At 44.9% G+C, this 22,238-nt stretch carries 24 protein-coding genes; 10 read left to right on the top strand and 14 right to left on the bottom strand.

The window, feature by feature from the left end; translation table 11 throughout:
• Window positions 1-196 precede the first annotated feature (196 nt).
• From KW548_22935 to KW548_22895, 9 genes are all read right to left on the bottom strand, one after another.
• Window positions 197-580, bottom strand: coding sequence for a hypothetical protein (locus KW548_22935; GenBank protein ID QXX08475.1), 384 nt, complete (start codon window positions 578-580; stop codon window positions 197-199).
• A 19-nt stretch (window positions 581-599) separates the two neighbouring features.
• Complete coding sequence (locus tag KW548_22930; protein ID QXX08474.1) at window positions 600-938, bottom strand: hypothetical protein; 339 nt, start codon at window positions 936-938, stop codon at window positions 600-602.
• 276 nt (window positions 939-1,214) lie between these two features.
• The gene (locus KW548_22925; GenBank protein QXX08473.1) at window positions 1,215-1,562 is read right to left on the bottom strand and encodes a hypothetical protein; all 348 of its coding nucleotides are present in this window, start codon (window positions 1,560-1,562) and stop codon (window positions 1,215-1,217) included.
• A gap of 262 nt (window positions 1,563-1,824) precedes the next feature.
• Window positions 1,825-2,670, bottom strand: coding sequence for an MBL fold metallo-hydrolase (locus KW548_22920; protein ID QXX08472.1), 846 nt, complete (start codon window positions 2,668-2,670; stop codon window positions 1,825-1,827).
• 238 nt (window positions 2,671-2,908) lie between these two features.
• The gene (locus KW548_22915) at window positions 2,909-3,193 is read right to left on the bottom strand and encodes a hypothetical protein (protein ID QXX08471.1); all 285 of its coding nucleotides are present in this window, start codon (window positions 3,191-3,193) and stop codon (window positions 2,909-2,911) included.
• 44 nt (window positions 3,194-3,237) lie between these two features.
• Entirely contained in the window at window positions 3,238-3,771 is a 534-nt protein-coding gene (locus KW548_22910; protein ID QXX08470.1) for a hypothetical protein, read from the bottom strand.
• Between the two features lie 90 nt (window positions 3,772-3,861).
• Window positions 3,862-4,338: an immunity 26/phosphotriesterase HocA family protein gene (locus tag KW548_22905; protein ID QXX08469.1), complete on the bottom strand. Its 477-nt coding sequence runs from the start codon at window positions 4,336-4,338 to the stop codon at window positions 3,862-3,864.
• Window positions 4,339-4,613: 275 nt separating this feature from the next.
• A complete protein-coding gene (locus KW548_22900; protein QXX08468.1) occupies window positions 4,614-5,462 on the bottom strand; it encodes an HDOD domain-containing protein in 849 nt (282 codons plus the stop codon).
• A gap of 536 nt (window positions 5,463-5,998) precedes the next feature.
• Window positions 5,999-7,255: an adenylosuccinate synthase gene (locus tag KW548_22895; GenBank protein QXX08467.1), complete on the bottom strand. Its 1,257-nt coding sequence runs from the start codon at window positions 7,253-7,255 to the stop codon at window positions 5,999-6,001.
• 106 nt (window positions 7,256-7,361) lie between these two features.
• Between KW548_22895 and KW548_22890 the strand changes: the two genes are divergently transcribed.
• The gene (locus KW548_22890; protein QXX08466.1) at window positions 7,362-8,231 is read left to right on the top strand and encodes a LysR family transcriptional regulator; all 870 of its coding nucleotides are present in this window, start codon (window positions 7,362-7,364) and stop codon (window positions 8,229-8,231) included.
• A 58-nt stretch (window positions 8,232-8,289) separates the two neighbouring features.
• Here KW548_22890 and KW548_22885 read toward each other — a convergent pair whose 3' ends face one another.
• The 3 genes from KW548_22885 to KW548_22875 form a co-directional block, all read right to left on the bottom strand.
• The gene (locus KW548_22885) at window positions 8,290-9,027 is read right to left on the bottom strand and encodes an SDR family oxidoreductase (GenBank protein ID QXX08465.1); all 738 of its coding nucleotides are present in this window, start codon (window positions 9,025-9,027) and stop codon (window positions 8,290-8,292) included.
• A gap of 116 nt (window positions 9,028-9,143) precedes the next feature.
• Window positions 9,144-9,680, bottom strand: coding sequence for a GNAT family N-acetyltransferase (locus KW548_22880; GenBank protein ID QXX08464.1), 537 nt, complete (start codon window positions 9,678-9,680; stop codon window positions 9,144-9,146).
• 269 nt (window positions 9,681-9,949) lie between these two features.
• Window positions 9,950-10,510, bottom strand: coding sequence for a sugar O-acetyltransferase (locus KW548_22875; GenBank protein ID QXX08463.1), 561 nt, complete (start codon window positions 10,508-10,510; stop codon window positions 9,950-9,952).
• 241 nt (window positions 10,511-10,751) lie between these two features.
• On the opposite strand from KW548_22875, the gene KW548_22870 reads away from it, so the two are divergent.
• A complete protein-coding gene (locus KW548_22870) occupies window positions 10,752-11,624 on the top strand; it encodes a LysR family transcriptional regulator (protein ID QXX08462.1) in 873 nt (290 codons plus the stop codon).
• 47 nt (window positions 11,625-11,671) lie between these two features.
• On the opposite strand, the gene KW548_22865 is transcribed toward KW548_22870, so the two are convergent.
• Window positions 11,672-13,345 (bottom strand): amidohydrolase, encoded by a 1,674-nt coding sequence (locus KW548_22865; protein QXX08461.1) that lies wholly within the window; start codon window positions 13,343-13,345, stop codon window positions 11,672-11,674.
• 268 nt (window positions 13,346-13,613) lie between these two features.
• On the opposite strand from KW548_22865, the gene KW548_22860 reads away from it, so the two are divergent.
• The 4 genes from KW548_22860 to KW548_22845 all read left to right on the top strand — a co-directional run bounded on the left by KW548_22860 (window position 13,614) and on the right by KW548_22845 (window position 16,150).
• Window positions 13,614-14,084: an OsmC family protein gene (locus KW548_22860; GenBank protein QXX08460.1), complete on the top strand. Its 471-nt coding sequence runs from the start codon at window positions 13,614-13,616 to the stop codon at window positions 14,082-14,084.
• Between the two features lie 109 nt (window positions 14,085-14,193).
• A complete protein-coding gene (locus KW548_22855) occupies window positions 14,194-15,393 on the top strand; it encodes a DEAD/DEAH box helicase (protein QXX08459.1) in 1,200 nt (399 codons plus the stop codon).
• Entirely contained in the window at window positions 15,390-15,710 is a 321-nt protein-coding gene (yqfB, locus tag KW548_22850) for a N(4)-acetylcytidine aminohydrolase (protein QXX08458.1), read from the top strand. Before KW548_22855 ends, yqfB begins: the two co-directional genes overlap by 4 nt.
• Complete coding sequence (locus tag KW548_22845; GenBank protein ID QXX09513.1) at window positions 15,710-16,150, top strand: GNAT family N-acetyltransferase; 441 nt, start codon at window positions 15,710-15,712, stop codon at window positions 16,148-16,150. The genes yqfB and KW548_22845 overlap by 1 nt, the downstream gene beginning before the upstream one ends.
• On the opposite strand, the gene KW548_22840 is transcribed toward KW548_22845, so the two are convergent.
• Window positions 16,143-16,907 (bottom strand): transporter substrate-binding domain-containing protein, encoded by a 765-nt coding sequence (locus tag KW548_22840; protein QXX08457.1) that lies wholly within the window; start codon window positions 16,905-16,907, stop codon window positions 16,143-16,145. The genes KW548_22845 and KW548_22840 overlap by 8 nt on opposite strands.
• 370 nt (window positions 16,908-17,277) lie before the next feature.
• Between KW548_22840 and KW548_22835 the strand changes: the two genes are divergently transcribed.
• From KW548_22835 to katG, 4 genes are all read left to right on the top strand, one after another.
• Entirely contained in the window at window positions 17,278-17,829 is a 552-nt protein-coding gene (locus KW548_22835; GenBank protein QXX09512.1) for a TetR/AcrR family transcriptional regulator, read from the top strand.
• 85 nt (window positions 17,830-17,914) lie between these two features.
• Window positions 17,915-18,946, top strand: coding sequence for an NADP-dependent oxidoreductase (locus KW548_22830; protein ID QXX08456.1), 1,032 nt, complete (start codon window positions 17,915-17,917; stop codon window positions 18,944-18,946).
• 12 nt (window positions 18,947-18,958) lie between these two features.
• Window positions 18,959-19,576 (top strand): glutathione S-transferase, encoded by a 618-nt coding sequence (locus tag KW548_22825; GenBank protein QXX08455.1) that lies wholly within the window; start codon window positions 18,959-18,961, stop codon window positions 19,574-19,576.
• Between the two features lie 321 nt (window positions 19,577-19,897).
• A complete protein-coding gene (gene katG, locus KW548_22820; protein ID QXX08454.1) occupies window positions 19,898-22,075 on the top strand; it encodes a catalase/peroxidase HPI in 2,178 nt (725 codons plus the stop codon).
• The last annotated feature ends 163 nt before the right edge of the window (window positions 22,076-22,238 follow it).

Below are 22,238 nucleotides of genomic sequence, written 5' to 3'. Positions count from 1 at the left end.
GTGAGGATCTCAGAATAAGCAACCGATAGCATTCGTACCGAATTGACCTTAAAAAGTGTGAAGAAATCGGGTTTGAGGGAAAGTGGGCAGGACAGATACTCTGCCTATGCGACCACTCAACGACTTGTCGTTTCTGAGAGTGGCAGTCCCTTCAGTTGTCCTTTAGTTCTTTGATTATAGCGTCCAGCTATAGAGGTTATAAGGACTCGTAGACGTCATTGGAGACAAAGGGCATCTGTATTTGATCTTGTATTGTTAAGAGCGCTTGCCGATCGACATCAGTCGGCATTTCACCATTAAGCTCATGCAAGCCAACGTATTCGTTGAAAAACGTTTGAATGTCTTTGGACTGCTGCAAAACGGACTGCTTGAGAGCCCTAACTTGCTCGCCAATACACTGGTTATAGGCGTACTGCGCTAAGTAACTGAGCACGACTCTTTGCTGTTCCTTAGACAAATTTGACAACCATTCTGATTGTGGAAAAACGTCACCGCCTGACTTAGCCAACTCGAAACAGTGTTCTTTTTGTGTCAGCAAGGCTTTGTAGGGCTCGGTTAAACTCGGGGAGGAACATCCCACCAAAAAAACCAATGACAAGCTACAAAGCCGCTTCACTAACGCACTTCCAAAATTTCTGTTCTTGACCATAAGTATATAGCGCTTCCTGTTTTGCGAGGTTGTAGACTTGTTTTCTTAAAACGGGGTTTATCGACGCCATTGCATTGCCGAATTCATCCCAATGATACTCATAGATATCCTGAGCTGTATGAATAACACCCCCACCTTTGGTTCGAAATATTTCTAGGATAGGGCTAGTTATCATAAAACTCGACAAATAGTTTGCCAAATCGACTTTATAGTCGATGATTTTCAAAGTCGAACGAGAGCGTGAAGATAGCTTTAACCCTTTTATCGAGCCGTAGTTTTTAAACGGCATGGTCCTTCATACTTGCAATCATAAAGTCTGTAGGATTATTCAAGCCAATTCAAACGAGTAGTAGATTATATTCAATTAAACAAATGTCTGTTTCACACTCTGGATAAAATAAGATACAAAATCAATGTGTAGAAAGACCAGTAAAACCATATTCGACCACCTAGCCCTTTAAATTATATGTTGATAGGACAAACACTTTAGCAAGCTACTGAAAAGACTAGATATCATGAATATAGCGGTGATGATTGTCCTAGTTGACTTAATATGGCAGTTAAATTACTCATCTAGAATAGTCCTTGCAATAATCACATTTAAAACGAATTGTAGAGATAGGTTAAATAAATAATCTGATGGTAAGGTTTGCTCACTGTATTCAAATGTCGGGTATCCATATTCCACAAAAACTATTATTACATAAAGGATTGCTATCACTCTTAACTGAAGCTTGGTAAATAGTGCGGCCCCTTTAAATTTTGCGAACAAAGCAATTACCACAATGTAGTTTAGTAGAGGGGTTATAAAGGCAATAACCTTCTCTACAATATCTCCGTAATGGTTATAAGAGTTCATAAATGCCGATGAGAGCACTATGAGCAAAAATAGAGCTAATGAAATTTTTTTCATAATTAAGCCTTGGGTTTCAACAATAGTTATATTTACAAATTTCAATAATTTAAATCAATAACTTATCTCTAATTTAATCGAACATTATTTTCAAACACATAAGTCACTCTCTATTAAACATAAATAATATTTTATTTATTAAACTTCATCCTAGTTGACTTAAATAGTTAACCTATACATTAAAAATTGGAAACCTATTCCTTTAGTTCACACTTAAGTGAGCACAGAACGCCACACTGAAGTTGTTATGGTTCTCACTTCGCTAAACGGTAATACACCGACCAGTAGGTATCGCTTCCAAACGTTCTCCTAACACTTCTTTTAACAAGTCATAAGCCTTCTTCCCTGTGCAGTGACCTGTATACAGTTTATCTATGGGGTATTGCAGCAACGCCCGCCCGAGGTTTCTGATATCATCCTTAGACCCGCCAATAGTGTTAAACAATGGCAGTCCAACAAGGTGAAAGCCCCCTACCACTGCTTTTATCTTCTCGTCTGGGAAGTGGTGAACCGCCGTATCGACCATGTTAAGAACACCACTATGCGCACAGCCAGTAAATATCACTAACCCGTCATGTTCTTTGATCACAAGGAGTAACTCGTGATCGAATGAGTCGTTCTCCCATCCAGTTTGAGATTGTGTATAGAGGTATCGATTACCTTTGGGCTTGTCGTGCTTGCTGCTGATATCCGTGATAGCAAATACATTGGGTGCTATTTCAGTGGTCTGATTCACCAACACCAGTCGATCATGGCTATTTTTTAGCAAATCCGTGGTAATACCGACATCATTTTTAAAACCGTAAGCGCGGAAATAATAGCTTTTTTCGGAGCAGTGCTTCAAAAACACATTGGCTTTCGAGTTATGGGCAACAAAATCGACAGCACCATTACAATGGTCATGATGTCTGTGCGATATCACGGCGATATCTACGTCTTCGATGTTCACATCTAATCGCGGCGCATTTCGACAAAACGTATCACCACTTCCCATGTCGAATAAAATTTTCAACGACTCAGTTTCGATATGCAATGATAAACCACGCTCAACCGCTAGATCTTGTCGACTATCCAATCGAGTATTGTCGACGAGTGTTGTTATTTTCATACTGTCCTTTTGTTTGATTTCTGATGTGTTCACGAGCGCCACATTGTGATGGCAGCTAAGGGGTAACTCGGTAACAAAAACCAAGTATAGTGAGCAACAGATACCTTACCTATGCAGTCATTCAACGACTTTTCGTCCCGTGGAGTGTCTATTACTTTATGTGAATGCGGCCGTCCTTGGACGTCTTTTTACTGCATAGCGCACCTATTTCTTGGGTTTTTAAACATTGAACGCTTAGCTATATACGAACAATGTTAACACTCGAGCTACCGACAAAAGAACAAGAGCGAGCAAACTCAACAACCTCCAGTTCCGACTCATTTGGATGAGAAGTCGTAATCACATCAAGTACTTGGCTACCATCTCCAACGACTAATTCGTCTATTACCTCTTCCCATGTAGAACAGTCAACACCAGTAATACATATTAACCTTGCGCCATCTTCGAGTATTTTGAGGAGCAATTCATCAGAATCCGCACTGTAATTAGATTGAGTCACAAGTACTACTTTTTGATTTCGCATTAAATAAATCCATTTCTAGCGTTGTTTGCGAGCTTGATTACTCATTAAATACCCATTTTGGCTTCGTAAGCTCGTAACCATAAACCTTCAATCCATGCCTGTTCTCCATTGTGTCGGATTTGTTGCGGCAATTTAGAGGCTTCAGCGGATTTAGCCCAGTTTAGAAAGGCAAGTATGTCTTTCTTTAGTCTTTCTAACTCCTTCAACAGCACGGTTTGAGCTTTCGTCTTAAATTCAATTCTTTCAACATCGTAATCTAGGTTTTTGGGCTCATATTTAATCTTAACACCGTAAAAACGCCGAACCTTGCTTGGTTTGAGCTTCAACGGATAGGAAAACACTTCATTCTCAAAACCTTTTGGTACTTCTCCACTCAGGCTAGGGAGATACGTGTGTCGAAAACACAACACATGCGTAATTGCGCCAGGTTTTGCCATTCTACCGCCTAAGCGAATAAGGCTAATATTTACTTCATCATCAATATAGTAAATACTTCTATTTTTACATTTGAACCCTAATTCAAGAAGAGGACGCAATACCACATTGTCGAACTGTTCTTCGAATTCTTGTTTTTCCATAACCTTTTAACGTCTTGTCTACCTTGGAGTCTCAGTCTCTTTCATCTATACAGGTTTATAGGACAGGCACTTTGCCCCTTAACTCAAACATCAATCATCTTGTTGTGCCTCTAATTCAAGAGATTTGACCCAAATATTCTCAACACCAAGATAATGGTCGCGTAATCGATCTTCTATATGATTAGCTCCCCATACAGACGCTCTTTCCAAACCGAGACACTCTTGGTATGTGGAGGGAATATCCTTTGAATCATCATAAAGAGTCACTTTTTTATTGATTCTGTCTTGCTTAAAAAACGTTACTGGCTCGGATAGGCTTTCACTTAATTCAACGTTGCCAATGACTTCCCAACGACCAGAAGTAATAGCGTTGTTCATCACCCACACTTTAAACAAAATAGGGCTCTCAACAACGTCATCTATTCTCACAATACTTTCCGCCTCGACTTTCATGTCATAGAAAGCCACTAATGGCTCTTTTAATACATGTCCAAAGCAAATTTCATTGTTATCAAGACGAATTTTAACTACATCACCTATTTTTCTGCGGGTTTTCTTCATTTTCATGGGTCACAAACTATTTATTCGCTTCGTATACCAATAATCGCTCTTACAAGCATACTAAACATTACAGAGATCAGATATTGAATTTTGATATCATACTGCTGAGCTGAAAATAATGGATTTCGAAAAGAGGGGATACCAAAAGGTCGATGGGACAAGCATCCTGCCTGTGCAGTCTTTCAACCTTTGTATTTAACCACTTAGTAGATTGGCAGAGTAAGCCCCGTCTAGAATGACATGCCGCCAACCAGTAAGTAAAGTGTCGCCTAACGATCTAACTAGTCATTGGCTTGTGTATATAAGTCATCGTAGTCGTCTTCCAATTCCTTAAAGTCTAGCGTGGATAATCCGAGTACCTCTGAAACGCCTAGTTCGACATCCTGCCAATCAGGGGAGTCATTATGACGCTTAGCACGCTCAACGAAATTTTCTGCCACTTTGAGTATCGCTAATGCCAGTTGGGATTCACTGTCCAAAGTAGTATCGAAGAAATTCGTATTGTGATGCTGTAAAATAATTGCGCACAATGCTTTAGGCAAATGCCAAGAATTAGCAATGAAATAGCCTAGAACCGCATGATTGGTATTGTATTTTTCTTCTTCTAATACAACGGAGTTACAGCCTTTGTGATTTGCTTCGATCAAGACTTCTTTGTAGTCGTCAAACCGTAAAGCCAACAAAGGAATGCCACAATTATGAAGCAAACCCACGGTATAGAGAGTATCAATAGGCACTTTGTCTTTAATTCTATCGCCAATAAACAGCATGGCATTGGCAACATCTAAAGAGTCATCCCAAAAACGTTCCAATGAAATCGAGGCTTTTCCCTGAAGGGCTGATTTAAGTAGTAAAGAGGTCACAAGGCTATTAATTGTAGTGAGACCGATAATCATGACCGCTTGTTTTATCTCGGATATCGTTCTGCCCATACCATAGTATGGCGAATTAATTACCTTCAATATGGCTGATGAAAGTCCAATATCACTTGAAATTAGGTCCGCGACAAGACTGATATCGGGCTCTGGTTCGCCCATTATCTCCTGCAATTCGGACAACACTGTAGGCTTCGCTGGTACCTGAAAACTGGACACCACTGATGCTATTTTTTCTTCATCAATATCAACCATCTTATCTTCCCCAATGTTGGTCCGCGCTCAATGACAGCGACACACTTAGTACAGCTAGTACTACGTTTTTATTGCGAATAGAGCTTGCTCATCAAACAACCCAATAATTCTGGGCTGGGTAACGATGAATAACATTCGCCCCGCAAAGCCAATACGTTCTCGACTAAAAGGCGTATCGACTTCTCTAAGGTTAGTTAAGGCGCGAATAAGTACAAAACCGTTTTTATGGATAGATCTAATCACAAATGCCAATGAGGTGTTGAAAGCATTGTAAGTGGCATGCGTATGGGAAGGACACCGCACAGAGGCCACTTTAAATAGGAAGAGAAATCCAGGACAGAGACTTTACCCTGTTTTGCTCTGGCGAGAAATCTTACTCTCAACCGCAGAGCTCTCTAGCCAAGCTGTTGGAAACATTCGCGTTCTGACACTCAATAGGACTGTGCTGGCTTAATCATGCATAACGTGCATAAAAAAAGCGGCTTTACCCCGGAAAAGATAAAAGCCGCTTGCCAATAAGACGTACTATCGACGTCTTAGCGCATAATCATTTGCTCACGCCCAGGACCAACCGATACCATCTTCACTGGTACCCCCATCAGTTGTTCAATACGTAACACGTAGTGTTGTGCAGCGACTGGTAACTGTTCAAATTTGCGACAACCTGTGATGTCTTCGCTCCAGCTTTCCATTGTCTCGTAGATGGGCGCGAGTGCAGCCGTTTGAGGCCAGATCGGATTCTCACTGTGCTCACCTTCATAGCCGACACAGATTTTGAGATCTTTAAGACCCGTTAAACAGTCAACCTTAGTCAGAGCGATTTCCGTCGCGGCTTGAAGTTCAACGCCGTTCTTTGTGGCTACTGCATCAAAGTAACCCATGTCACGTGGACGACCTGTTGTTGCGCCGAACTCACCCGCTAGTTCGCGGAATGCATCTTGCTCTTCCATTGCAGTGATTAACGTACCAGTGCCGACCGACGAGCTAAACGCTTTTGCTACGGCAATAACACGTTCTGGACGCAGCGCAGGAAGACCACTACCGATGCCTGCGTACATAGACACAACGTTTGAAGAGGTGGTCCATGGGTACTCGCCGTATACCAGATCACGGCCAGCACCGAGTTGTGCTTCGAATAATAGAGTTTGGTCTTTTGCTTGTCGTTCTTTTAGCGGAAGCGTTACGTTGCAGATGGCATCACGCCAAGGCGCCGACACTTCCAGCAACCAGCTAGCCATCTCGTCGGCGGTTTGTTCAAACTCGAAGCTTGGGTAAAGCGCACGTAGCTGTGGGAGTTTCCAGTCCATCCAGAATTTGAGGCGTTCTACTAAAACGTCAGGTTGCTGTAGCCATCCCACTAGGATACCTTTCTTCATCACACGGTCACCGTATGCAGGCGCAATACCTTGACGAGTTGAACCGTATGCTTGGTCACCTAAGCGTTGTTCTTCTAACGTATCTTCTTGTGCATGCAAAGGTAGGCACAGTGTTGCGCGATCAGAGATGCACATGTTCACTTTAACCCCAGCTTGTTCAACTTCCGCGATTTCCTGTGACAGTGCTTTAGGGCTGATAACCATACCCGGGCCTAAAACAGCCAAACAGTCAGGGTTGAAAACGCCACTTGGTAGCTGGTGTAACTTAAACGTCCCTAGATCGTTAACGACGGTGTGGCCCGCGTTGTTACCACCTTGGAAACGAATACTTGCAGAGGCTTGCTCTGCCAAAAAGTCAACGATGCGGCCCTTGCCTTCATCACCCCAGTTTGCACCCACTACAACGATAGACGACATAATTCATTCTCCTAAACAGACCGGAAAATCTTAGGACGCTCGCATAAATAAGAGAAATTAATTATACTCATCAGCTTGATAAGAAAATCATATCGAGCAATTTTCTATGTTAGATTTGAACTGGTTACGTACATTTGTCACCTTGGCAGAAGTGAAACATTTCGGAAAAACAGCGATTGAACTGCACATGACGCAGCCCAATGTCAGTCTTCACATCAAACAGTTAGAGCAAACTACTCGTACCAAGTTGATCGAACGCAACCCAGTGCAACTGACTCAAGCAGGTAAACGATTGTTAGACACCGCACAGCATATGTTGAATGAGCTGCAAGTCTGTCAAGCCGATCTCAATGCACTCAACGATTTAACCCAAGGCACGCTCTCAATTGCGGCAAGTGATATTGTTTCACGCCTATTACTTATCAAACCATTCCAACAATTCAAAAACGAGTATTCTGGTATCGACTTAGCGTTGTTCAACACGACCTCATCCCAAGCGGTGGATTTGGTAAAAAGTGCTCGAGCTGATATCGGTTTTGTGATTGCACAGAAAGAGAGTCAGCCGCTGCATTTTACGTCACTTACCCAGATCCATTGGTGTGCTTTCGGCGATAACCTCTTCGATTGGCGAGAGAACAGCGAAGAGAATCAAACTCTCATTTTGTTAGGTCACGATACTCGAACACGTGAGTTGATTGATGCCTCTCTGCCGGGGCTAGGCCTGCCTAGACACAGGGTGATGGAAGTGGGCAGTGTAGAAGCACAAATAGATTGGGCAGAAGCTGGGTTTGGCACCGCCATTGTGCCTGACTTCTCCCTCGATCCAAGGTTGAGACTCTCTAGAAAGGTGACACCGCTACCCAGCTTCCCCAATACTGACTTCGGTTACATTGTTCGCCAAAATCAAGTACTGTCCAAAGCCGCAAAGCAGCTTCTTAAATGGGTAGCTGAGAATGTCTCTCTGGAGCAATATTAACTTTCGAGGAAAGTGTTAGGGTGCCTGTCCCCTTAATCTTTAATCTCTTTTTGGCAATCTATGCCAATGATAGCCCACCATCCACGACCAATGTATGACCAACAATATAGCTCGCCTTATCAGACAACAAGAACTCGATCGCATTGACGATTTCATTCACTTCTCCGAAGCGCTTCACCGGAACGACATCAGACACATCGGCGCGAATACTCGGCACCTCAAGCTGGCGCTCTTCCCAGCGTGGCGTCCATGTTACACCGGGTGCTACAGCATTGACTCGGATTCCATCGGCAATGCTTTCAAGAGCAACGGAACGAGTTAATCCTTCAAGAGCATGTTTAGCAGCACTGTACATTGATGCATTGGGAGTCGGTCTAAGACCATTAACGGAGCTAACGTTAACGATTGATGCCCCCTCCTTCATCAATTCTAGTTCGGCACGTAAGCATAATGCTTGGGATAAAAAGTCCACGTGCAGTGTTTCTTTGAGACGTGATACGTCTACGTCAGTAATACTCCCCCTAGAAGCCAGTGTGGGTGATGCGTTGTTTACTGCAACATCCAGCCTCCCATACTGTTCTGCGATACGAGCAAACCACTTTTCTAGTGCTCGTTCATCCGCGATGTCGACCGTCTGGTAATCCACACTATTTAGCTTGGGATACTTAGCTAGCACTTTAGTCCACGTTTCTTGTGAACGGGAGCAAGTGACGACTTTATATCCTAGTTCTATCAGTCTTATGACCACCTGTAAACCAATGCCTTTCGAGCCTCCAGTAACCAGCGCAACTTTCATTCGCAACTCCTTCTCGCTGTCTTCGATTGCTGACACCACATGAACACCAACAAATCCGATACCTTACCTACGCAGGTAACGACTTGTCCTTTCTTAGGGTGTCTGTGCCTTTAAGTTTAAAGCGCCTCACGACCAAATGACTCGTGCATTACTTGTCCGCTGGGTGTCTCAAAGTGGATAAAGAGCATAACAAGATCCACATCGTTCGCTTTTGACAACGTATAGTTTTCACCGACGATACGCGATACTGCAGACTTCCAGAAACTAAGCGCGCCTGAATTTTCTTGCAGAATTCGAATCTGCCACTTGCCCGGATAGGCTTTCACGACTTGCGCCAAAACGCCCCGACCTACTCCCCGACCTTTAAACTTGCGTAGCACAAAGAATTGCTCAATGTCGTACCGTTTTGGGTCACTGGGGTAACGACGAACCAGAACAAAACCAGCCATTTCGTTGTTGACCTTTATGAAATAAGGAGTGTGGTCATCTCGCTCCCAGTAAGGATCGAACTTTGAAACATCATACCCATCGAAATGACCATCTTTAGTTGGATTCCATTTCATATACTCTGACATATCGTAGACGTAATAACAGAACAAATTCTCAAGTACGTATCGCTCTTCAGGTTTTATTTTTACTAGTTGAACTTCCATTATTCTCCTTGCCAGCCAACGTTCATACATTGCACGTGGTTCTATTTCGTTGAGCACATACTCAATTTGTTCTCGCTAGACCATCATTGGCGCTTTAACTAGTGAGTGAAAGAATGGGACTATAACAGACATGCTCATACTGAATGAGTGTGCCAATCTCAAAAATAGCCAAGTCATCGCTTTCACATCAAATTCAACATTAAAGCTGTGAATGAGGCCGAATAGACGCAATAATCAGTTCATCCATGGCATAACAACACAAGGCTAAGTTATCTTTGCTCGATAGGTTTTATGACTTTACAGGGATTCCCTGCAGCTACCACGTTAGCGGGTATATCTTTTGTAACAACACTGCCCGCTCCCACCACACTGTTTTCGCCAATAGACACCCCCGGACAGACGATAACCCCGCCGCCTAGCCAGACATTATTCCCTATCGTGATGGATGTACCGAATTCTATCCCTTCTTCCACCCGACCTTTGACATCCAATGGATGACCTGCCGTATAGATTTGAACATTTGGAGCAAACAATACGTTGTCACCAATGTCGACTTGTGCAACATCTAACACGATACAATTGAAATTAGCGTAGAAGTTTTTTCCCAGTTTGATATTAGAGCCATAATCACAGCGAAACGGTGGCTCGATATAGGCGCCTTCGGAATCCGGAATTAGGCTATCTATCGCTTCACGCCATTGAACCGTATCAGGAATACTGTTGTTGAGCTTTTGCAGTTTTTTTCGGCAATCAATACGTTCACTGTAGAGCTGTTTGTCCCAAGCATTGTAGGGTTCACCTGCGAGCATTTTCTGTTTTTCTGTTATCATATTTGCAGATCCTTGAATTCCAGTTACCACGACGCAAATCGTCGCACTATCTTAGTCAAAAATAAGCCTATTTCGACTCTCGATTACCCTGTATGTGAAGTCGCAACTTTTGTTGTCGTGCCAGTGATAGCAAGTGGGTTGGCATCGACATTAATCAAGTCCAACTTGGTCTCCATTGTTCACAACGTTACGGGTATTTTCTACAATGGGCTCTATTGCTTTAACTGCTCGGAAATCACGGATGAATACCACTCACCTTAAAGCTCTTCTTCTCGCCATTGAAAATGGTTCTATTTCAGCGGCAGCACGGAAGCTCGGTAAAAAGCAGTCTCAGGTCAGCCAGTGGATCTCTGATCTTGAAATTGATTTAGGTGTCACTTTCTTTGATCGTACAGGTAACAAAAGTACCTTGAGCGAGCAAGGTGAGCAATTACTTCCTTCCTTGACTCATACGCTTGCCCAGTTGGATAAACTCGCCGACAAAGCGGCTGCAATGAGTTTTGGTGAGCCAATCGCTATACGCATAGGTATCGAGCATTATGTACCTGAATCATTGCTGTTAAACGCCATCGGGGAGCTTTTTCAGTTGCCCAATCTTGATGTCGAGATCTATCGTGGGGAACATACTGACTTACGAGAAGCATTGATCGCTGGAGAAGCTGACGTTATCGTTCGACATGAATCAAATCAGCTTCATCAGCCAGACGTGGAATGCACCAAACTGGGATGTTATTCAGAGGGCTTAGTTTGCCAACACTCTATGTCTCTGGCGAAGACTCAACCTGTATCGATTGCTGATCTAAGTAACCACAAAGAACTGATATGGGGAGAGGTTGGCGAAGAGGGTGAAGGTTTCAGCCCAGATTATGCCATCATCAGTGATTTATCTATATTGATTAAGCTGCTTGAATCTGGTCATGGTTTTGCTTTTCTGCCCTTAGCAAACATCAAGGCACAGCTTGAGACTGGTAACTTGGTTAAGCTGGATTCTGAGTTTGAACAGAGTGATATCCCACGACGCGTCGAGCTGAGCTGGCGACCAGGATTGACCCTGACAAAAACAGGTCATCAAGTTATAAAATCACTCAGTCAACGCCATGAATTTGCGCGCTAATCAGCTGGAATACAACGCCGCACTAGAGGATAGTGCGGCGAGATGATTTATTCGTCGATGTCGTAGACAACTTGACCATTGAGGAACGTCATCCAGATCTCTGTCTTTTTGATTTTCTCTGCCGACAGTTTTGTAATATCACGCGATAGAATCGCAAAGTCTGCCGCTTTGCCCACTTCAATTGAGCCTGTAATGTCATCGAGGCCTAAACTCACTGCCGCATTGATGGTGTAGGCGTCTATGGCATCTTCAACACTTGGCAAGCCGGTTTTGCCCATAATTAAACTGTTACCAATCCCAACCAACGGATTGATGTCATGCACATTCCAGTCACTGCTTAAGGAAACGTTAGCACCTGTTTCGAAGATGGCTTTCAGGTTCATGAGTGCTCGTGTTCTCTTCGCGCCGAGAAACGCCTCCGCCCATTGATGCTCGTGATAGGCAACATAATCAGACCCCACTTGAAAGTCCGCGGTTACATTAAGTTGAGAAAAACGTTCGACGTCTTTCGAATTCACCAGCTCTACATGGGTCAGGGTATAGTTTTTATTGCTGCCTTGCTTACGCATGCCCTCTATCGCATTGAGGGATTCGCGTATCGCTCCATCACCAATCGCGTGGATATGCGCACCATAGCCAATTTTATCCAATGCGTTGAGCCAATCAGCCATTGCTTTGGGTGGAATGTAATTAATACCGTAGGGCTCGTCTGGAATATAAGTGTCTAAGTAAGGCGCGAGTGTCTTTGCCGTCCCATTGACCAGAATACCATCGCTGTACATTTTGACTTGATCCACCAGCACAAGACGCGACTTGTCTGTTGCCAACACTTTAGACAGGAAGGAAAGTTGCGGCTGCATTGAATCAGTCGGGTAGATCCAAGGCCTTAAAGAAACACGTGCCGTCAGGTCACCGCGCTTTTCTGCTTCTTTCCATACTTCATACCAACCACGTTTCCAGTAGAGTCGGCCATCACCTATGGTGGTAATTCCATGTCGTCGCGCTTCATCGAGCCCAGCCATCATTCCTTCATAACTTTGATCAAACTGTTCTTCAAGACTATTCCAAGCCATCTCCATCACTATATCGCCAGCGTTATCAAACAAGATGCCATTGAGCTCGCCAGTCTCTTCATCTTTGAGGATCTTTCCACCTTGTGGCTCCGGTGAATGTTTATTAATACCCGCGATATCTAACGCCACTGAATTGACCCACATTGAGTGGGAAGTCTGTTCCATAATGATCACAGGCTGATCAGGGAAAACCGAATCGATGACTTCTAATGGCGTCCGTCTGTTGTCTTCTGCCAGCACGGCTTCTATCGAAAACCCATAGCCCATTACCCACTCACCTCGGCGTGCCTCTTTACGACACGCTGTTAGATAGGGGATTTGTTCTTCAATCCCTGCATCCATACTCAGCTCACATTGACCGCCCGCTGCCGACGCAGCCTCAAAGACATGATTATGGTTGTCGATAAAGCCCGGTGCGATAAAACCACCGTCCAAATCTATGGTTTCAGTCATCGAACCAGCGAATCGCTTCATATCTTCTTGTGAACCGACATAAAGAATTTTACCGTTGGCGATAGCGATCGAATCGGCGTTTTGATGGCCATAAATATGGGCATTGGTTAACACCATCTCCGCAGAGTCAGCAGCGTGCAGATTGCCATTCATAGTTAAACTCAGTAGTAGTGTCAGAGGGTAAGCACATTTCATTGGCTTGGGTTCCTTTTTATTTATCCCTAACGTTTCACAGTATAGGGCTAGTCTCAAGACACAGCCTATCAAGCGATTGTTATCGGTGAAAAATAGTCACTATCAGAGTTTTGGGATAGCGGTAAAAGCCGATGAGCTGGTAGAGACTGCAATCAGAGTCGATAAACGCTTCCGAATTATTGACATACTACCTATGTCACACCCCGTTAATACGATATTCTACGATGGTTTACTTCTCTTATTTTGCATCATATTCATGGAGGAATGCATGTCAGATTACAGTGCTACCATTCGCTGGAAGCGGGCCAAACATGAGACATTCAGCGACAACCAATACAGCCGTGCACACCTGTGGGAGTTTGACGGCGGCGTCCGTGTCCCTGCGTCTGCATCACCTCATGTGGTACCGTTGCCTTACTCAGTCGAGGAAAATGTCGATCCGGAGGAAGCGTTTATTGCCGCAATATCAAGTTGCCACATGCTGACATTTTTGGGGATCGCCGCTAAGCGTCGTTATGTTATTGACGCTTACGTTGATACGGCGATTGGCATAATGGAAGAAGATGAAAAAGGCCGGACATCGGTCACCAAGGTGACACTGAGACCCGATATCGTTTTCTCAGGTGACAAAAAACCCAATTACCTACAATTGGAGAAAATGCACCACCTCGCTCACCAACATTGCTTTATCGCTAACTCTGTAAAAACAGACATCGTGACGGAGATTCTTAGTCGCTGATATTGTGAGAATTAAGCGAGGTAACGATCCCGTGTGGGCGTATTCATGTTAAACTCTGCGCCACATACCGGGTTTACCCCGCTTCACTATTCAGATTCAGAGTGTATCGATGCCATTCTCTAAGCTCGGCTTAAGCCAACCAATTACCGACGCCATTCAACAACTGGGTTACGACAAACCGACGACGATTCAGACCAAAGCCATTCCCGCGGTTTTGCGTGGCGAAGATTTAATTGCAGCCGCACAGACAGGTACAGGTAAAACCGCGAGCTTTGTACTGCCAATGCTGGAAAAATTAAGCCGGGGTGAAACACAGCGTAAGAAACGCATTCGCGGCCTAATTTTAACCCCGACTCGTGAACTGGCTATTCAGGTTGAAGAAAAGATTCGAGATTACAGTCAACACCTCGCTCTGACTTCGCTTGCGATGTATGGCGGTGTGGATGAACAGGCTCAGAAACAAGCCCTAATTGAAGGCGTAGATATTCTGGTCGCGACACCCGGTCGACTGATCGATATGTATGGAAAACGCGCCGTACATTTTGAGGAAGTGGAAATGTTGGTACTGGATGAAGCCGACCGTATGCTCGATATGGGTTTTATCGATGATATCAATAAAATCCTCGACCGACTGCCAACCGATATTCAGCACTTACTGTTCTCCGCCACTCTGTCGAATAAAGTTCGAGACTTAGCGAAAACGGCAGTACACGACCCTTATGAGATTTCCATCGCGGCCAACCAAGCGTCGAAAAAGAACATCGAACAATGGCTAATTACGGTCGATAAAGACAAGAAGTCAGCGCTGTTAAGCCACTTGATCAAAGAAAACAATTGGGATCAGGCACTGATCTTTATCGAAACGAAACACGGCGCAGCCAAACTGGCTCAACAATTGGAGAAGCGCGGTATTGAAGCCGAAGCGTTCCACAGCGGTCGTAGCCAAGCCGTACGTTCTCAGCTGCTAGAAGATTTTAAAGCTGGCAAAATCAAATACATGATCGCCACAGGTGTCGGCGCTCGTGGTATTGACATTGAAGGCCTGACTCGTGTGATTAACTATGACCTGCCTTTCCCTGCTGATGAATACGTACATCGTATTGGTCGAACAGGTCGTGCGGATGCACAAGGCGAGGCGATCTCCTTTGTCTCTAAAGATAACTTCAAGAATTTGTGCATGATCGAAAGCCGCCTCGGCCATCTGATTGAACGTCGTGACGTTGAAGGATTTGAGCCGCGTAAACCTGTGCCTATTTCCATTTTAAACTACGTGCCTAAGCACAAGCGTCAAAACAAGGATTCCCAATGAGCGCACCGACCAAAATTCTCTTTTTTGAGTTTCTGACTCCACTGATCACTTGTGGTAAAAAAACCATTACCATTCGCGATGAATCGGAAGCTCATTACGTGCCAGGTACTCAGGTTGAAGTCTTCACATTGGAGAACGATGAGAAAGTATGTGAGGTGAAGATTCTAGCGGTAGAACCCCTTCACTTTGACGATATCAACGAGTTTCACGCTGAGCAAGAAGCGATTGAGCTACCAAAACTTAAACAGCTGATTCGGGAAATCTACCCCAACACCGACGAGCTTTTCTTGATCACTTATGAACTGGTTGATGCATGATCGACTTTGATTTTCGCCCGGCTACACCGGGTGATTTCGACTTCTTATTCTCTCTCAAAAAGAATGCAGAATACGACGCGATAAAAGCCGTATTCGGTTGGAATGAACAAGTGCAACAACGTATTCACCTTGAAGAATGGCAACAAGACCAGCCCACCATCGTGACTGTTGGCGGCCAGCCCGCTGGTAGCTTTTTGCTGCAAGACAAAGGAGAACACTTTTACTTTTGTCGTTTCTTCCTGCTCACCCGATACCACGGCAAAGGAATGGGAAGCAAAATCCTGCAATACTGTATTGAGCTTGCCGACGCACAACGTAAGCCTATCCAACTGTGCTATTTACAGGGAAATCAGGTTGGTAGGCTATATCAGCGCTTTGGATTCCATATCACCGGCGAAGATAACGCTTTTGTCTACATGAAAAGAGAGCCTCTCATTTAACTCTCATGGTCTCAAAGTAATCATAGATGAGGGCTTCGTAACGCCCATCTTGCTTCATATCGAACAGTACTTGGTCAAAGCGCTCGAGTAACTCAGAATGGCTGAGGTCTTTAGAGAACGCAATGTAGCTGGGGGTTGCTTCAACGGGAGGCGATAAAATATCAATATCACTATCCAACCCTTCTCTAACCAGAATGCTTCGGGCTCCAAATTCATTGTTCACCCAGATATCAGCGCGTTTAGTGCGCACCAGGTGAGCACATTCTACCGTGCTGTTTTTTTGGAAAATCAGCCGAAAGCGACCTTCCTTAATCTTCGCGTCCATCCGTTTTCCGTAACTTACGCCGTTAACGACACACAACGCAATATTGGAGACATCACCGGCTAGGATTTCCTCAGTTTTATAGCTACTGCCTTTGAGCGCCATCAAACTGATGTTTTGGACGAAGAGGACATTCTGACTAAAATCGGCAAATTTCTCGCGCTCAGGATTTTTGAATGCGGTAAATATGCCATCAGCCCGACCACGCTTCACCAGTGTCAGTGCTCTTGCCCATGGTAGTACCGTTATGTTGACGGGAGTTTCAAGCTGGTGAAATATATACCTGACTAATTCAACCGCAACGCCTGATACCTGTTGTCCCTGCATTTCTATGTAGGGAGGATATTCCAGTGTGACCAAATCAACTGGCCTTGCCAAACAAGGTTTTACGGCCACTAGAGCAAGAATGATCGTTCCCAAACGCAACCACTTCATCCTCTCTCCTTCATGCAAAACGATGACTCAATACGAAAGTTTAATGAAACTATCAGCAATAACTTCATTGCATAGACTCAAAGACCTTCTACATTTATCTACCTTTAATAGTAATATCACTAAACAAGTTCGTTTGACTTTTTACGTCCATTCGGCGTTTATTCCATCCTTCGAACGGAACTTATTTGGTTCGTAATTGTGTGAGTCATTTTCACTCTGTCCAACTCTCGCCGTTCTTCTTTGTATGCGAATTAACCTTCAATGGCGCGGTAATTCATCCTCTCAAAGCTTTCATACTCACTAGACGACTGGTCTAATTTGTTTTATAGTTCGCCCATGAACGAAAAAAACAAACGACACTCGCCAACATATTCTCAATGTGGGTTACGAATTAGTAGTGAACAAAGGTTTCACCGCCGTCGGTTTATCTGAACTGCTTAAAACAGCCGATGTGCCAAAAGGCTCCTTCTATCACTATTTCAAATCCAAAGAGCAATTTGGTGAGGCACTGATTGAAGATTATTTCAGAAGCTACCTAGCTCGCATCAATGCGATTTTTCATGCAGAAGAAGGGACTGGCTATCAACGTATAATGGGGTACTTCTCCCGCTGGCTAGAAGTAGAAAATGGTGTCTGTAATGCTAACCGATGTCTGGTGGTTAAGCTTAGTGCCGAGGTTTCTGACTTGTCTGAGCCGATGCGAATCACTCTTGCAAACGGTGCGGGACAAGTCATTGATTCCATTGCTCAGTGCATAGAATCTGGTATCGAAGACGGTTCGATAAAAGCATTGGATGCGCAGCAAGTTGCGACCCAGCTTTACCAACAATGGCTTGGTGCGAGTCTCCTCAACAAACTGGTTCAGGATCAAGCACATCTTGAACGCAGTTTAGAGAGCACTCACTCTCTACTTAGCGCTTAAGTAACACATTCCCGTTTGATTCAACAAATCAACGGGAATTTTTTGAAATCCAAACTAGACGACTGGTCTAATAATAGGAAACACAATGACTAACAACGTAAACCGCCGCATTGTTCTTGCTTCACGCCCTGTAGGCGCACCTGTTAGCGAAAACTTCCGCTTAGAAGAAACAGAAAAGCCTACGCCTGCTCAAGGTGAATTGCTGCTAAGAAGCGTCTATCTGTCACTTGACCCCTACATGCGTGGCCGCATGAACGATGCCAAATCCTACGCGGATCCTGTTGATATCGACGATGTCATGGTCGGTGGCACAGTGTGTCAGGTAGAAACCTCCAATCATCCAGACTACCAAGTTGGTGAATGGGTATTAGCTTTCACTGGCTGGCAAGATTACGGCATTTCAAATGGTGAAGGCCTGATTAAAATGGGCATGAGCCCAACTCACCCCTCTTATGCACTGGGTGTAATGGGTATGCCAGGCTTCACCGCTTACATGGGCTTGCTGGATATCGGCCAACCAAAAGCTGGCGAAACCCTAGTAGTCGCAGCGGCAACAGGTGCGGTAGGTTCTATGGTCGGACAGATAGGCAAACTAAAAGGTTGTCGTGTAATTGGCGTTGCCGGTGGCGAGGAAAAGTGTCGTTATGCGGTAGAACAATTAGGCTTTGATGAGTGTATCGATCATAAAGCGGAAGATTTTGCACAACAGTTAGCGACAGCGTGTAACCAAGGCATCGACGTTTACTTTGAGAATGTTGGCGGTAAAGTGTTTGACGCTGTGATGCCCCTTCTCAACACTGGAGCGCGTATTCCACTGTGTGGCTTGATTTCTCAATACAACGCAACATCGCTCCCTCAAGGCCCTGACAGAATGTCAATGCTGATGGGGCAGTTGCTGATCAAGCGAATCAAAATGCAGGGTTTTATTATTTTTGATGATTACGCTCATCGTTATGAAGAGTTTGCAACCGACATGAGCCAATGGCTTGCGGAAGGAAAAATTCATTATCGTGAGCATTTGGTGGAAGGGTTTGACAATGCGCCAGAAGCATTCATCGGCCTTCTGGAAGGTAGAAACTTTGGCAAACTGGTTGTAAAAACCAACCGTCCACTATAAGCAGAGGTCAACATGATTAAACTACATCACCTTAACCAGTCTCGCTCCAAACGTATTATCTGGTTGTTAGAAGAGCTAGGCATCGATTATGACATCGTCCCCTACCATCGTGATAGTGTGACCTTTCTCGCGCCACCAGAGCTTAAATCTATCCACCCACTGGGTAAATCTCCGGTGATTGAAGAAGATGGCCGCGTCATTACAGAGTCTGGCGCAATCACTGAATACCTTATCGATAAGTATGCGCCAGAGAAGCTTGCGCCAGCCAAAGGCTCTGATGACCACCTCGACTACCTGCAGTGGCTGCACTTTGCAGAAAGCTCTGCTGCTCTACCGTTATTACTAAAGGTCTTCGTTTCAAAAGATGGCGCTCAAATGAACTTCCTACCTGATTATGCTGAAGTCGAGTTACACAAAGTGATGAGTTATGTCGACCAGCGTTTGCAAGACAAGCGTTACCTAGTCGCCGAAAAACTCACTGGTGCGGATATTATGATGTCATTTATTGTTGATATTCTGACGAACTTTGGCTTACTTGAGCGCTACACCAATATTGCCCAGTATGCCTCACAACTTGCCAGCCACGATAGTTGGCAGACCGCCGAACAGCTTGAAATAAAGTTCAGCTAATTACTCGTGTACAGGGTTGCCAATCTTCGCTGGCAGCCCTGCTTCCCTTTTTAAATTTCCGTGATATTTTGCCTCTTACGCCATCGGTATGCATGAGATAGAAAACGTCTATCAATAACATAGCCACAACCAGTTTTATAAAAGCTCTCTCGCCATCTATTCTCAATGCTATCAAGTCAGTCCAATGACGGATATTCAATCAGACGCTAGACCGATAGAAAACGTCTTTGATTTTAACTGGCTAACCAATGATTCGATGGTCACCGATATAAGAAACATCAAAGTGGCGACCGTGAATAAGCGACACTAAAGGAGCAAATCATGGAACACAAAAACGTGAATACTGGCGGTAAATGTCCTGTCATGCATGGCGGTGCAACTTCTTCAGACTCATCTAACGTAGCTTGGTGGCCAAACGCCCTCAACCTCGACATCTTGCATCAGCACGACCAGAAATCGAATCCAATGGACCTAGACTTTAACTATCGTGAAGAACTTAAAAAGCTCGACGTTGAAGCACTAAAAAATGATGTTAAAGCACTGATGACTGACAGTCAGGACTGGTGGCCAGCAGACTGGGGCCATTACGGTGGCTTAATGATTCGGATGGCATGGCACTCTGCAGGCTCTTATCGTACTGGCGATGGTCGCGGTGGTGCGGATACCGGTAACCAACGCTTTGCTCCTCTGAACTCTTGGCCTGACAATGCAAACCTAGACAAAGCTCGTCGCTTGCTTTGGCCTATTAAACAGAAATATGGCAATAAAATCAGTTGGGCTGATCTGATGATCCTAGCTGGCAACATGGCTTATGAATCCATGGGTTTGAAAACCTTCGGCTTTGCATTTGGTCGCGAAGACATCTGGCATCCAGAAAAAGACATCTACTGGGGCGCAGAAACAGAATGGCTAGCAGAAAGCGGTGGTGAAAACAGTCGCTATTCGGGTGAGCGTGACTTAGAAAACCCACTCGCCGCCGTCATGATGGGCTTAATCTACGTCAACCCTGAAGGTGTTGATGGTAAACCAGACCCACTAAAAACCGCTCAGGACATGCGTGTCACTTTTGAACGTATGGGAATGAACGATGAAGAAACTGTCGCACTGACCGCTGGTGGCCACACCGTGGGTAAAGCACATGGTAATGGGGACGCCGATAAACTGGGTGCCGAACCAGAGCGTGCAGAGCTAGATGAACAAGGTCTTGGTTGGAACAACCACACCTCTCGTGGTATTGGCCGTGACACCGTGACCAGTGGGTTGGAAGGTGCGTGGACAACCCATCCAACTCAATGGGATAACGGTTTCTTCCATCTGCTGTTTAGCTATGACTGGTCTTTGCAAAAGAGTCCAGCAGGTGCATGGCAGTGGGAACCAGACAACATCAAAGAGGAAGACAAACCTGTTGATGTCGAAGATGCAAGTATTCGTCATAACCCAATCATGACGGATGCCGATATGGCGCTGAAAATTGATCCTGAATACCGCAAGATATCAGAACGCTTCTACAAGGATCCCGCTTACTTCTCCGACACCTTCGCTCGTGCGTGGTTTAAGCTGACTCACCGCGACATGGGGCCAAAATCCCGCTACTTCGGCCCAGATATTCCGGCAGAAGAACTAACTTGGCAAGACCCCGTCCCCGCTGGTCAAAGCGATTACGATGTTGAAGCGGTCAAAGCTAAAATCGCCGCAAGTGGTTTAAGCGTTAGCGATATGGTTTCAACCGCTTGGGACAGCGCTCGTACCTATCGTAACTCAGACAAACGTGGCGGCGCTAATGGTGCTCGTATCCGCCTTGCGCCACAAAATCAGTGGCAAGGTAACGAACCCGAAAAGCTCGCTAAAGTCCTTTCGGTACTAGAGGGGATCGCCTCTGAGTCAGGGGTGAGTGTCGCGGATACCATAGTTCTTGCTGGTAACGTTGGCATTGAGCAAGCAGCGCGCGCCGCTGGTATAAACATCTCCGTTCCTTTTGCTCCTGGACGTGGTGATGCAAGTGCTGCGCAGACGGATGTCGATTCCTTTGATGTGCTGGAACCTGTCGCTGACGGATTCCGAAACTGGCAGAAGCAGCATTATGCGGTAAGCCCTGAAGAGTTGATGTTAGACCATGCACAGCTATTGGGTTTAACGGCTCCAGAAATGACGGTTCTGATGGGTGGTATGCGTGTGCTTGGAACCAACCACTCTGGGTCTCGTCACGGTGTATTCACTGATAGTGTCGGTGCACTGACGAACGATTTCTTCATCAACCTGACAGACATGCGATACACATGGAAGCCAACAGGGCGTAACGCCTACTCTATTGTCGAGCGCAGCAGCGGTGAGGAAAAATGGACAGCAACCCGAGTCGACCTTGTATTTGGATCTAACTCCATCCTACGTGCTTACGCTGAAGTCTACGCTCAGGATGACAACAAAGAGAAATTCGTCCGCGACTTCGTAGCCGCTTGGACCAAAGTAATGAACGCTGACCGCTTCGATTTGAAACAGTAACTTGCAATGACGCCCCACGGCTTTTGTGAGTCCGTGGGGTAGCAGAGAGTCGATCTGGACAGATGTTTAACTCATCAACAATTTGGCAAAAAACGGTAGGTTGCACTAGTTTTAGATAGGTAACAGCAGTTAAGCAATGAAGCTCATATTTAGCTTCATCAAT

Origin of the sequence: Vibrio neptunius (genome assembly GCA_019339365.1) — a bacterium.
GTDB classification, from domain to species: Bacteria; Pseudomonadota; Gammaproteobacteria; order Enterobacterales; family Vibrionaceae; genus Vibrio; species Vibrio neptunius.
Note: the sequence above shows the minus strand (reverse complement) of the source record. Positions and strands in the feature narration are given on the sequence as shown.